The 12724-nt window shown below is 71.6% G+C and carries 12 protein-coding genes; 6 read left to right on the top strand and 6 right to left on the bottom strand.

What is annotated here, in order from left to right; all coding sequences use genetic code 11:
- Window positions 1–16: 16 nt before the first annotated feature.
- Window positions 17–235, bottom strand: coding sequence for a hypothetical protein (locus OG598_RS02005; protein WP_196918964.1), 219 nt, complete (start codon window positions 233–235; stop codon window positions 17–19).
- 316 nt (window positions 236–551) lie between these two features.
- On the opposite strand from OG598_RS02005, the gene OG598_RS02000 reads away from it, so the two are divergent.
- Window positions 552–986, top strand: a complete 435-nt coding sequence (locus OG598_RS02000; protein ID WP_328652786.1) for a hypothetical protein — start codon at window positions 552–554, stop codon at window positions 984–986.
- A 75-nt stretch (window positions 987–1061) separates the two neighbouring features.
- Here OG598_RS02000 and OG598_RS01995 read toward each other — a convergent pair whose 3' ends face one another.
- Together OG598_RS01995 and OG598_RS01990 are read right to left on the bottom strand one after the other, a co-directional pair.
- Window positions 1062–1781, bottom strand: a complete 720-nt coding sequence (locus OG598_RS01995) for a DinB family protein (RefSeq protein WP_328652785.1) — start codon at window positions 1779–1781, stop codon at window positions 1062–1064.
- A gap of 142 nt (window positions 1782–1923) precedes the next feature.
- Window positions 1924–3375, bottom strand: a complete 1452-nt coding sequence (locus OG598_RS01990) for an NYN domain-containing protein (RefSeq protein ID WP_328652784.1) — start codon at window positions 3373–3375, stop codon at window positions 1924–1926.
- A 127-nt stretch (window positions 3376–3502) separates the two neighbouring features.
- Between OG598_RS01990 and OG598_RS01985 the strand changes: the two genes are divergently transcribed.
- From OG598_RS01985 to OG598_RS01965, 5 genes are all read left to right on the top strand, one after another.
- Window positions 3503–5257, top strand: a complete 1755-nt coding sequence (locus tag OG598_RS01985; RefSeq protein WP_328652783.1) for a DEDD exonuclease domain-containing protein — start codon at window positions 3503–3505, stop codon at window positions 5255–5257.
- A 126-nt stretch (window positions 5258–5383) separates the two neighbouring features.
- The gene (locus OG598_RS01980; protein ID WP_328655244.1) at window positions 5384–7177 is read left to right on the top strand and encodes a RelA/SpoT family protein; all 1794 of its coding nucleotides are present in this window, start codon (window positions 5384–5386) and stop codon (window positions 7175–7177) included.
- 53 nt (window positions 7178–7230) lie between these two features.
- Window positions 7231–7773, top strand: coding sequence for an NUDIX hydrolase (locus tag OG598_RS01975; protein ID WP_238682819.1), 543 nt, complete (start codon window positions 7231–7233; stop codon window positions 7771–7773).
- Window positions 7770–8639: a nucleotidyltransferase family protein gene (locus tag OG598_RS01970; RefSeq protein ID WP_328652782.1), complete on the top strand. Its 870-nt coding sequence runs from the start codon at window positions 7770–7772 to the stop codon at window positions 8637–8639. Before OG598_RS01975 ends, OG598_RS01970 begins: the two co-directional genes overlap by 4 nt.
- A gap of 79 nt (window positions 8640–8718) precedes the next feature.
- Window positions 8719–9006 carry an Lrp/AsnC family transcriptional regulator gene (locus tag OG598_RS01965; RefSeq protein WP_328652781.1) on the top strand — a complete coding sequence of 96 codons (288 nt, stop codon included), beginning with the start codon at window positions 8719–8721 and terminating at the stop codon, window positions 9004–9006.
- A gap of 106 nt (window positions 9007–9112) precedes the next feature.
- On the opposite strand, the gene OG598_RS01960 is transcribed toward OG598_RS01965, so the two are convergent.
- The 3 genes from OG598_RS01960 to qcrA all read right to left on the bottom strand — a co-directional run bounded on the left by OG598_RS01960 (window position 9113) and on the right by qcrA (window position 12715).
- A complete protein-coding gene (locus OG598_RS01960; protein ID WP_238680080.1) occupies window positions 9113–9805 on the bottom strand; it encodes a DUF4142 domain-containing protein in 693 nt (230 codons plus the stop codon).
- A gap of 193 nt (window positions 9806–9998) precedes the next feature.
- Window positions 9999–11630: a cytochrome bc1 complex cytochrome b subunit gene (gene qcrB, locus OG598_RS01955; protein WP_328652780.1), complete on the bottom strand. Its 1632-nt coding sequence runs from the start codon at window positions 11628–11630 to the stop codon at window positions 9999–10001.
- Complete coding sequence (gene qcrA, locus OG598_RS01950; protein WP_328652779.1) at window positions 11627–12715, bottom strand: cytochrome bc1 complex Rieske iron-sulfur subunit; 1089 nt, start codon at window positions 12713–12715, stop codon at window positions 11627–11629. Before qcrA ends, qcrB begins: the two co-directional genes overlap by 4 nt.
- Between the last annotated feature and the right edge of the window lie 9 nt (window positions 12716–12724).

Below are 12724 nucleotides of genomic sequence, written 5' to 3'. Positions count from 1 at the left end.
GGGCGCGGTGTCGCGCTCAGGCGACGCGGCGGGTGGCACGACGGCGAGCTGCCTCCGGGCGCGCGGGCGCGGCCAGCACCTCCACGTCGAAGCCGGCCCGGGCGAACACCTCGATGGCCTCGACCTCGGCGGCGACCAACCCGGCCGCCGGGGACGTCTCGTCGAACAGGGCGGTCAGCGGGCAGCCGGAACAACCGTCGGCCCGCTTCGCGCACCCGTCGCAGTCGATGAGCATCACGCCTCCTGATCGGCTCGCGGCGCTCGGGCGACTCCTGCCGTCGCCGACCGAGCACCGTCGGTGACATCGACACTAACCACCGGGTACGACAGGAACCCCGCCCGACCGCCCGTTTCAGGGCTAGATCCACTCCAGATCAGCGATATCGGGGTATCCCACCCGGCCGGAACCCCCGACATCAAGGAACCCGTGTCGATCAAGCGGGGGGCATCGTTTGACCGACCGGCCACCCGGGCACTGGGCGACGGTGGCCGACCTCGATGCTTCGTCCGTCGTGGACTTCCGGTACTCCCCGCGCCGACACCGCCGCGCCATGGTCCTCGTTGTGCTGGGCGCTGTGGCTCTCCTGGCCGCCTACGCGGCGCTGTTCGACGAGCCCTGGTGGCAGGCACCGCTGCGGTCTGGCTTGATCGGCGTCGTCGTCGCGCTGGTCCTCAACTGGCAACTGCGCCGTCAGCCACGTCTGCCGCTGCGGTTGACCGACGAGGCGCTGCACCTGACCGGACCGAAGGGAACCGGGCTCAGCATCGACTGGGTCAACATGGCCGGCGCCCAGGTCCGAGGCCGCCTGGATCCGCGGCTGGTGGTCAGGCCACTCGACCCGGAGCAGACGCGGCCCCCCATGCGACCCGGGCAGTGGTCGACCCCCGGACGCGGCCCCTACGAGCTGGTCGTCCGGCTCACCTGGATGACGCCGGGCCCCGACGCACTGCGTCGTGAGCTGGCCCGGCGACTACCGACCACCTGACCGGCGACCGCCCGAGCGCCGGCCCAGCCGAGCGGCCGAACGCCGGAGCGCCGGAGCGGCCGTTGGGGCGAGGTCTCAGCCCTGCGCGTCGAGGTCACGCAGGGCGAAGCGGAGGTGCTGCCACTCCTCGTCGAAGATGACGTGAAGGCAGTGCAGGACGGACACCTGCTTGTCGGGCCACCAGGCGGCCGGCCGAGTCTCGGCGAGCAGGTCCGGCGTGACGGTCGCCAGAAAGTCGCGCACCATCGCCTGCCGCTCGGCCCGCAGTTCCAGGGTCTCGGCGAACGTCGGCGGCTCGACGGCGAAGATCGACATGTCGAAGCCCTCCGTCTCGTACTCGGCGTGTGGTTGCCCGAGCGGGTGGAAGGGCTGCGGCAGTCGCAGGATCGCCTTGCCCAACCAGGTGTCGGCGGCGAACGCGAGGTGGCGCAGTGTCTGCGCGAACGACCACTCGCCGTCGATCGCTACGTCGACCGCACCCTCGGGCATGGACACAGCCCGGTCGACAGCCGCCGCCCAGGCCCGTTCGAGTGCCGCCCACGCCACCCGGAGGTCGTCCGGATTCTTGGCCTGCCGGAGGTCGCGCCCGGGAAATCGCCTGTTGAGCTCGGCTTCGACCAGGGGCACGACATCGACGCCGTTGATCAGGAGCGTGCCCTCGGCCAGCCACGGCGCGTCGATGTCCAGAGCATCCACGTCGACGCCGCGCATCACCGCACCGGCCAGCGTCGACCTGTTGAACCGGGCACCCCGCAGGTCCCGGTCGACGAAGACCTTGACGTCGTCCTGTGCCATGGCGACTCCCATCCCTCGGCGGTCGCGGCGATGTTAGCGCCGGGGTGGGACAGGTTCAGACACAGTGCGACGTGTGGCACGCCGGCCGGGCTCGCCCCACCAGCGCCGGGAGCCGGCCCATCGAGGTGTCGGCCCGCTGCGGTCAGGAGCGGGCGAGCCGCCGTAGCAGCGAGTCCGCGCCCAGCGGGTAGGCGCCGTGCCGGCGTACCCCGTCGGCGACCTCGCGGTCCGACGAGACCACTACCACCGGCCGGCCCGCCGGCTCGGCGCGGACCAGACGCCGGATCAGCTCGTCGGCGGTCTCACCCTTGCGGGAGAACAGCACCCGTACGCCGCGCGGCGCGGGCGGCAGCCCGTGCATCCGCTCAGCGCCGTCGAAGACCACTGTGACCTCGTCGCCGGTCTGCGCGGCGATCCCGCCCAGCCCGGTGATCAGGCGTTTGCGCTGCTGCTCCAGGGACATCTCGCCGAAGCCACGCTTGGTGACGTTGTAGCCGTCCACCACGAGGTGCGCTCGGGGCAGGGCGAGCAACTGGTCGAGCCGGGCCGGGTCGTCGGTGTCGCGGGCGCGGGCGGCGGGGCCGGCCGGGGCGGTGCCCGGCTGCTCGGCGAACGCGTCGGCGACGAAGTCGGCGGGGAGTTTGTCCACCGGGTCGAGCGCCAACTCCCGGCGCAGCCCGACGGCGGCCTGGCCGATGGTCTCCAGGAGCAGCCAGAGCCGGGCGTCGTCGACCGACCGCGCCTCCTTGGCGCTGGCCCGGGCCACCCCGGCGGCGGCCTCGGCCTCGGCCAGCCGGGCCCGGGCGCGGCGGAGTTCGGCGTCCACGTCGGCGCTGGCGCGGGCGGCCCGGCCGCGCTCGGTGGCCAGCAGTTCGGTGGCCTTCCGCTCGCGGGCCTGGGTCTCCCGCAGGGTGCGGGCCACCTGTCGGGACTCCTCGCGGAGCTGACCCAGCTCCTCGCGGACGCGGGCCAACTCGTCGCGGAGCTTCTCGGCCTCGACCCGGGCCACCGCGCGGTCGTGCTCGGCCCGGGTGGCCCGCTGCTCGGCCTCGCGGACCAACTCGGCGACGACGGCGCTGTCCGCCTCGGCGCGCACTGCCGCACCGCTGGCGTCGATCAGCTCCCGCCAGCCACGGGGTCGGGCCAGGTAGGCCAGCGCGGCCACCTCGACCGGGTCGGCGGCGGCCGGCGCGGTGCCCTCGACCACTGCGGCACCGAGGTCACCGGCGTCGGCCAGGACCCGCGCGGTGACCCGTTGCCGGAACAGCGGGTCGGCGGTGAGCTGGGCGGCGATGACCGGCGCGCCGAGCCGGGCGCGTCTGTTGGGGGCGAACTTGGCCACCCGGCGCAACGGCACCGGGACCTCGTCGGTGGGGAGGGTGGGCAGCACTGCGGCGGTCAGCGTCACGATCCGCTGCCGGACCGGCTCGGGCAGGCTCGGTTCCGGCTCGGCGGCGGGGCCGTCGCCCGCTGTCGGGTCCGATGCGCCTGATGTGTCGTTGACTACGTTGTCGTCCGGGTTGCCCAGAGCACCGTCGAGCGCGACCGGATCCTCCTGCGGGAGGTGGTCGTCGTACGGCTCGGTGAGGGGCATGTGGCAAGTCTCCCACCGCGACCGGGCCCACCGCCCGGTGAGTGAGCCGATCTCTCATCCTAGCCCCATGGTGACGGATGGGACGGCTGCGACGGGAGTGTCGGACCGGCGCGCTAGCGTGCCGCCGATGGCACAGGCGGAGTACGTCCAGGAGTCACTGGCCGGTCTCGACCCGGCGGTGGGCGGGGTGGACCCGGCGCTGCCGCTCTACGCGACGACGTTCGTGGTGGTCGACCTGGAGACCACCGGCGGCGCGCCGGACGGCGGCGGCATCACCGAGATCGGCGCGGTCAAGGTGCGCGGTGGCGAGCAGTTGGGGGTGCTGGCGACCCTGGTCAACCCGGGCCAGCCGATTCCGCCGTTCATCACGGTGCTGACCGGCATCACCCAGGCCATGCTGGTGCCGGCGCCACCGATCGAGCAGGTGCTGCCGAGCTTCCTGGAGTTCATCGACGACGCGGTGCTGGTGGCCCACAACGCCCCGTACGACGTGGGTTTCCTCAAGGCCGCCTGCGCCAAGCACGGCTACCGCTGGCCCAACCCCCGGGTCCTGGACACGGCGGCGCTGGCCCGCCGGGTGCTGACCCGCGACGAGGTGCCCAACCGCAAGCTGGGCACCCTGGCCGCCTACTTCCGCACCGCCACCCAGCCCACCCACCGGGCGTTGGACGACGCGAAGGCCACCGTCGACGTGCTGCACGGGCTGATCGGTCGGCTCGGCGGGCACCGGGTGGACACTGTCGGCGACGCCATCGAGTTCGCCCGCGCGGTCACCCCGACCCAGCGCCGCAAACGGCACCTGGCCGAGGGGCTGCCCAAGGTCTCGGGGGTCTACATCTTCCGGGCCGCCGACGACCGGCCGCTCTACGTGGGCACCTCGGTCGACATCGCCACCCGGGTGCGCAGCTACTTCACCGCCGGCGAGAAGCGTGCCCGGATCTCCGAGATGCTGGGCGCGGCCGAGCGGGTCGAGGCGGTGGAGTGCGCCCACTCGTTGGAGGCGGAGGTCCGTGAGCTGCGGTTGATCGCCGCGCACGCCCCGCCGTACAACCGCCGGTCCAAATACCCGGAACGCATGGTGTGGCTCAAGCTGACCGACGGTCCGTACCCTCGGCTGTCGATCGTCCGCGACCTCTCCCCCACCGACACCGCGTACCTCGGGCCGTTCACCTCCCGGCGGGCCGCCGAGCTGGCCGCCGCCGGTTTCCACGACGCGGTGCCGCTGCGCCAGTGCACGCACCGGCTCTCGCTGCGCACCGTCACGCCGGCCTGCGCGCTGGCCGAGCTGGGTCGCTGCCCGGCACCCTGCGAACACAAGATCACCCCCGAGGAGTACGACGACAGCGCCGCCGCGCCCTTCCGTACCGCGACGTCCAGCGACCCTCAGCCGGTGGTGGACGCGCTGCTCGCGCGGATCGACGTGCTCTCGCGCGACCAGCGCTACGAGGAGGCCGCAGTGGTGCGGTCCCGGCTGGCCGCCGTGCTGCGGGCCACAGTGCGGATGCAGCGGCTGGCCGCGCTGACCGGGATCGTCGAGTTGGCCGCGGCCCGGCCGGCCGCCCGGGGCGGCTGGGAGTTGGCACTGGTCCGGCACGGCCGACTGGCCGGCGCGGGGGTGTCCCCGCCGGGCGTGCACCCGCGTCCCACGTTGACCACGATCCGGGCCACCGCCGAGACGGTGTCGGGCGGGCACGGTCCGGTGCCGGCCGCCACCGCCGAGGAGTCGGAGCGGATCCTGTCCTGGTTGGAGCGACCGGAGACCCGACTCGTCGAGATGTCCTCCGGTTGGTCCTCTCCGGCGAGTGGCGCGGGCCGGTTCCGTGACCTGCTGGCGAAGGCCGAGAGCGGCGCGTCCCACCAACTCTCGACCGAACGCTCATGACCAACTGACCGATCGGACTACGTCGACTCGCTTAGGCTGTTAGAGAAGTGCAGTCCTGCCCGATTCGTGGGCCTGCTCCCTCGCCGGGTTCCGGCGATGAGGAGCCGGGGTGAGGAGGTGTCCCTCGTGGACGTCGACGCCGGACACGGCGCCGCCCTGGGGGGCGCCCTGCCGACACAGCCGGGTGAGCTGCCGCTCGCCCGCCGGCTGCGGTCGCTGCTCAGCTGGCCGACCACCGACTCGGACCCGGTCACCCAACTGGTCCGCACCCACCGGGGCATCCATGCCGGCACCGACCCCGCGGTGCTGCGCCGTGCCTACACCATCGCGGAGAACATGCACCGCGGGCAGTTCCGCAAGAGCGGGGAACCGTACATCACCCATCCCCTCGCGGTGGCGCAGATCTGCGCCGAGCTGGGGATGGACACCACCACCCTGGTCGCGGCGCTGCTGCACGACACCGTGGAGGACACCCGCTACACACTCCAGGCGCTCTCGGAGGACTTCGGCGGCGAGGTGGCCCACCTGGTCGACGGGGTGACCAAGTTCGACAAGGCGTTCTACGGCAAGGCCGCCGAGGCGGAGACGGTCCGCAAGATGATCGTCGCGGCCGCCAAGGACGTCCGGGTGCTGATCATCAAGCTGGCCGACCGGCTGCACAACATGCGGACGCTCGGGGTGCGCTCCGCGTCGTCGCGGGAACGGATCGCCCGCAAGACCCAGGAGGTGCTGGTCCCGCTCTGTGACCGGCTGGGCATCCAGACCCTCAAACGCGAGCTGGACGACGTGGTGCTGCTGCACCTCGAGCCCGACGAGCACGCCCGGCTGGCCCGGCACGTGCACGATCGGCCGGGTTGGGATTCCTACCTCGACTCGGTGGTCACCCGGGCCCGGGTGGCGCTGCGCCGCAGCCGGGTCGACGCCGAGGTGAGCCCCCGTCCCCGGCACCTCTACTCGATCTGGAAGGACACCATCGCCGGCGGCCACACCGCCCCGTACGACCTTCCCCGCATCGTGGTGGTGGTCGACGGCCCGGCCACCGACTGTTACGCCGCGCTGGGCGCGATCCACGGCACCTGGCGACCGGTGCCGGGCCGTTTCAAGGACTTCATCGCCTCACCGAAGAACAACCTCTACCGTTCGCTGCACACCAGTGTCTGCGGCCCCCAGGACCGCACCGTGGAGGTGCTGATCCGCACCGAGGAGATGCACCGCTCGGCCGAGTACGGCATCGCCGCCGACTTCCGTTTCCCCCACTCCGGCAGCAGCACCACCGCGGCCCGTGCCGAACAGTTGGACTGGCTGCGCCGGGTGCTCGACTGGGAGCCGGACGCCGCCGACCCGGCACAGTTCTACGAGTCGCTGCGCTGCGACCTGGCCGAGGGGCAGATCCAGGTCTTCGCCGACGGACGGCAGGTAGTGCTGCCGGCCGGTGCCACGCCTGTCGACCTCGCGTACGAGCTGGGCAACGACCGGGGCGACCACTGCCTCGCCGCACGCATCAACGGTCGGCTGGCCCCGCTCAGTTCGGAACTCGACGAGGGCGACGTGGTGGAGATCTTCACCGAGAACGACGGCGACAACGGCTTCGAGGCCGGTGTGGCGCCGCGCGGCCCCCGGCGGGAGTGGCTGACCTTCGTCAAGTCGCCGAACGCGCAGATGCAGATCAACAGGTGGTTCGCCGAGCACACCGAGCCGGGCATCACGATCAGCGACAAGGTGCGCCTCGGTCGGGCCACCATCGGGCTCGCCCTGCGCCAGCACAACCGTGGCCTCGCCAGTGACCTGCCACTGCTGCGCCTCTCCGAGGAGTTGGGCTACCCCGACCTGGAAACCCTGTTGGTAGCGGTCTTCGACCGGGTGATCGAACCGGACACCGTGGTCCGCCAGCTCATCGACCTGGTCGACCATCGACAGTGACCCGGCGGGCCCCAGCGCGACCGAAGGACATTCGTGACCACTAGCCTGGAGTCATGATCCCCCGCTCCCGCGCCACCGGTCGGGCCCTCTTCTACCAGGCTTTCTACCGGCTGCCGCTGCCGGTGCGTCGGCAGCTGGTCCGGCTGGCCGTGCCCAAGTACATCGTCGGCGCGGTGACCCTGGTCCGGGACACGGAGGCGACGGGTGCGGGTCGGTTGCTCATGCTGCGCCAGCCGCCCGGCAAGGGTTGGTCACTCCCCGCCGGCCTGCTCAACAGGGGTGAGGCCCCGGTGGTGGGCGCGGCCCGTGAGCTGTTCGAGGAGTCCGGCGTCCGGCTCCCACCGTCCCGGCTGCGCCCGGCGGTGCCGAACGCGATAGTGCACGCCAAGGGCTGGGTGGACATGGTCTTCGAGGCCGAGGTGCCGGCGTCCAGCACCGAGCTGACAGTCGACGGCGGGGAGGTGTTCGAGGCCGCCTGGCACCCCCTGGACGACCTGCCCAAGCTGACCTGGCCGACGGCCCGGCTGCTCGCCTACTACGACATCGGGCCGTTGGCCGGGCAGTTCCCGCCTCCGGTGCCCGACGACACCCCGTGACCGGCGCGGCCGGTGTGCCGGCGGAGCTGTGCGCGGTGGTGCTGGCCGCCGGCGAGGGCACGCGGCTGCGCCCGCTCACCGAACGGCTGCCCAAGGCGCTCTGCCCGGTGGGCAACGTGCCCCTGCTGGATCGGGCGTTGGCGCGGCTGGCCGGCCTGGGCCTGACCGGACCCGACCGGGTCGCGGTGAACGCCTGCTACCTCGGCGACCAGGTGGTGGCGCACGTCGGCGACCGCGCACACCTGTCGGTGGAGCCGGGCGACCCGCTGGGCACCGCGGGCGGGGTGGCCAACCTGCGGAACTGGATCGACGGGCGGCCGGTGCTGGTCGGCAACGCCGACGCGTACCTCGCCGACCCGGCTGCTCCCCCGGGCCCGGACGTCGCCGCCCTGTTGGACGGCTGGGACGGGCGCACCGTACGCCTGCTCGGCCAGCCCGCTGCGGACCCGGCGGCGCCGGGCACCTTCGCCGGGCACTGCTTCACCGGCTTCTCGCTGCTGCCCTGGCGGCTGGTCCGGGATCTGCCGGTCGTCTTCTCGGACCTGGTTCGCGCCGTGTGGCGTCCGGCCGAGGCGGCGGGTGCGCTGGCGGTGGTGCCCTACCCGGGCACCTTCTTCGACACCGGCACCCCGGCCGACTACCTGGCGGCCAACCTGCACGCCGCGGCCGGCGGCGTTCTCGTCGAGGAGTCCGCGACGGTGACCGGCCACTGCGTGGAGTCGGTCGTCGGCGCGGGCGCGCGGGTGGACGGTGACGTGTCCCGCACCGTGGTGTGGCCGGGCGCGACCGTACGGGCCGGCGAGCGGCTGCGAAACGTGATCCGGGCCGGCAGCGACCTGACAGTGCCCTGCCCCGCCCAGGGCTGAGCCCCGACGGCTCCCGCCTCCGGTCTCGGACCGGAACATCTAGCATGGGCGACGACGCCGACGAACGGAGAAATGCCCCGTGATCACCGCGATCGTGCTGATCGACTGCGCCACCGATGCGATTCCCGAGGTGGCGGAGAACCTGGCCAACCTTCCCGGTGTCAGCGAGGTCTACTCGGTGGCCGGGCACGTCGACCTCATCGCCATCGTCCGGGTCCGCGAGTTCGACCAGATCGCCCAGGTCATCGCGGGCAGCATCTCCAAGGTCCCGGGCGTGCTGAACACCGAGTCGCACATCGCCTTCCGCGCGTACTCCCAGCTCGACCTGGAGGAGGCGTTCGCGATCGGTCTGGCCAGCGCCGACTGACCCGCTCGCCGTTTCGGGGCCGGTGCCGGCCGCACGGCGGCGCGTGAGCGCGCACAGGGCGGCCGGCCCACCGCGAAGGGTGGACCGGCCGTCTGCTGTGGCTACGTCAGCTCTCGCTGGGAGCCGGTACCTCGGTGCTGCCGCCGCCCGGAGCCGGCGACTCGGTGCCGGTGCCACCCGGAGCCGGCGACTCGGTGACAGTGCCGCCCGGAGCCGGCGACTCAGTGCCGGTGCCGCCCGGGCTGGGCGTACCGCTGGCGCTGGTCTGCGGAACCGGGATGCCCAGCTTGTTGGCGAGCGCCACCAACTCGTCGTAGTGCGTCTGCAGCGTCGGAAGCGCCGTCTGCGCCAACTGGACCACCGACTGCTCGGAGCCCTGCGAGATCTCCGTCTGGGTGGCCTGGATGGCCTGGACGTGACCGGCCAGCTCACTGGTCACCCAGAGCCGGTCGAACTCCGCGCCGCTGGCGTTGTTCAGCTTGTCGATGACCGCCTGCTGATCGGCACTGGGCTCGTTCGGCAGTTCCACCCCGAGCTGCGACGCGGTCTGCTGCACCGTCTGGTCCAGCTGGGTGTGGTCGGTCTTCAGCATCGCGCCCAGGTCCTTGACCCCCTGGTCCTGACCCTTCTGCTGAGCCAGGTCACCAGCGGTGATCTCGAACAGGTTGACCTGGTGTACCGCCTGCAGGTACTGGGTGTCCTGCGTTGACGGCTGTGCCGCGGCCTGCGCGGCCGCAGCCGGCGCGACACCGACAAGTACCAGCGCGGCCAACAGGCCGAGGCGTTTGATACCCAACATGCTTCCCCCCCTTGAGACGTTGGACCGCACGGATACCCGGCTCACCGGGGTTATTCCTGCGATCGCCCGTCGCGCGGGGTCGACCTGTCCCGTCAGGGGCGTCCGACTCCTGGTCGGATGGGTCGGGGGGTGTGAATACGACGGAGCGCCCGCCGGAATCCGGCGGGCGCCCCGTAACGGTGCGATTGGGTGGTCAGCGGCGGCTCTCGCCGCTGCCGATCTCCTCGCGCTCCGGTCGGGCCTCGACCGGCGGGTGCCCCGGCGAGACCGGTGCCTCGACCGGCTTCTCGATCGGGTAGAAGAAGCCCCGGATGGCCGGGCCGAGGGCCCCCAGCCGGTTCATCTTCTTGGGCACGACCCAGCCGACGTAGTCGAGCTGGCCGTGACCGTCCGCGTGCCCGTTGGACGCGCTGAGCGGCTGGTGCACCTCGACGAACCGGCCGTCCGGCAGGCGCCGGATGATGCCGGTCTCCACGCCGTGCGCGAGCACCTCCCGGTCGTGCTGCTGCAGACCCAGGCAGAGCCGGTAGGTGACGTAGTACGCCAGCGGCGGAACCACCAGCAGGCCGATGCGGCCCGCCCAGGTCATCGCGTTCAGGCTGATCTGGAACTTGTCCGCGATCACGTCGTTGGCGCCGGAGAGCGTCAGCACGACGTAGAACGAGACGGCCATGGCGCCGACGGCGGTCCGGGCCGGAGCGTCCCGGGGACGCTCGAGCAGGTTGTGGCTCTTGCGGTCCTTGAGGTGCCGGGCTTCCAGGAACGGGTACATCGTCGACAGGCCCACCAGGATGCCGGGCAGCACGACCGTCGGCCAGAACAGCGGCGGGATGACGTACCCGTCGCCGAGCGGGATGTTGATTTCCCAGGCCGGCATGAGTCGGGTCGACCCGTCGAGGAACATGACGTACCAGTCGGGCTGGCTGGCGGCCGAGACCACCCACGCCTCGTACGGGCCGAACAGCCAGATCGGGTTGATCTGGAACAGACCGCCCATCAGCGCGATGACGCCGAAGACGACCATGAAGAAGCCGCCCTGCTTCAGCGCGTACCGCGGGAACATCCGCTCGCCGACCACATTGTTGTTGGTCCGGCCGGGGCCGGGCCACTGCGTGTGCTTCTGCTTGAAGACCAGACCCAGGTGGACGCTGATCAGCGCGACCAGCAGACCCGGGATGAGCAGCACGTGGGCGATGAAGAACCGGCTGATGATGATCGTGCCCGGGAACTCGCCGCCGAAGACCGACGAGGTGACCCAGGAGCCGATCACCGGGATGGACAGCATGATCGCCGAGGCGATCCGCAGGCCGGTGCCGGACAGGCCGTCGTCCGGCAGCGAGTAGCCGGTGAAGCCGGCCAGGAAGCCGACCCAGAACAGCAGCGAACCGATGATCCAGTTGGTCTCGCGCGGCTTGCGGAAGGCGCCGGTGAAGAACACCCGCAGCATGTGCACGACGATCGCGGCCATGAACAGCAGCGCCGCCCAGTGGTGCATCTGCCGCATCACCAGACCGCCGCGGACGTCGAACGAGATGTCCAGGCTGGAGGCGTACGCGGCGGACATCGGGGTGCCCTGCAACGGCGCGTAGCTGCCGTCGTAGACCACCTCGGTCATCGCCGGCTCGAAGAAGAAGGTGAGGAACACACCGGTCAGCAGCAGCACGACGAACGAGAACAGCGCGATCTCGCCGAGCAGGAAGGACCAGTGGTCCGGGAAGACCTTGTTCAGCAGCTTGCGCAGCGGGGTGGCCACCGCGAAGCGGTCGTCCACTCCCACCGCGGCCTTGCCCGGCGTCGCCGCAAGGTCAAACTTTCGACGCTTCATGGCCGCTCCCAGAAATCAGGCCCGACGGTCTCGGTGTAGTCGGACTTCGCCACGAAGAAGCCCTCGGCGTCCACCTCGATCGGCAGCTGCGGCAGCCGCCGGCTGGCGGGGCCGAAGACTGGCCGGGCGTTGTCGGTGATCAGGAACTGGGACTGGTGGCACGGGCAGAGCAGCCGGTTGGTCTGCTGCTCGTACAGGCTGGCCGGGCATCCCGCGTGCGTGCAGATCTTGGAGAACGCCGCGTAGTTGCCCCACATGTAGTCGCCGTGGCCGATCTTCTCGTTGGCCCGGCGCGATTCCTGTGCGTCCGAGTCGCGGAGGTGGATCAGCAGCGTCGGCGAGTCGGCGTGCCTGTTGCTCACACCGTGGTCGACGCCGGGGAAGACGGTGATCTGCCCACCGGTGCTGATGTCCGCCGGACGGACCGGACGGCCGTCCTCGCGGACCAGGCGGATCCGCTCGCCGCCCTCGGCGGTGGCGAACCCGGTGGTGAACATCTGGTTGTTCTTGTGCGGCTGCGAGATCAGGCCGCCGACCAGCGGCGCCGCGGCGACCGCAGCGACCGGTGCGAGACCGGCCAGCAGCGAGATGCCGAGCAGGGGGCGACGCTTCACGCCCAGCTCGTCCGCCATGTAGAGCATGGTCTGGCCGGTGATGGTGCGGCCTTCGGAGTCCACCTGGCCCTCGTGCCGGTCCTGGATCGAGACCTCCTTGGGCAGCAACTTCTTGCCCCAGGTCAGGATGCCGAAGCCGACGGCGAGCAGCGCCACGCCGAGGGTCAAGCCGAGCAGCGGGGTGTAGAACTTGTCGCCGCCCCGGCCCGCCTCGTACTTCCACGGCCACCAGATGTAGATGGCCAGGAAGGCGGTCGCGGCCAGGCCGGTGATCAGGAAGAAGCCGGCGACCACCCGGGTCAGCCGACGCTCCGCCTTGGTGCCCGGCAGCACCTGCGGCTCGTAGTGGACGATCTCGATGTCGTCCCGGCGCGCGCCCTCACGAACGATGTCGAAACGGGTCAGCTTGGGGTCGTTCACGTCGAGCGGCTCCGGGCCCTGTGGGGCCTGGTGCTCGGTGTGGGTGCTCATGCCGTCACC

The organism is Micromonospora sp. NBC_00330, from assembly GCF_036136635.1.
Taxonomy (GTDB): Bacteria; Actinomycetota; Actinomycetes; order Mycobacteriales; family Micromonosporaceae; genus Micromonospora; species Micromonospora salmantinae.
This window is presented reverse-complemented; position numbering and strand designations above follow the sequence as displayed.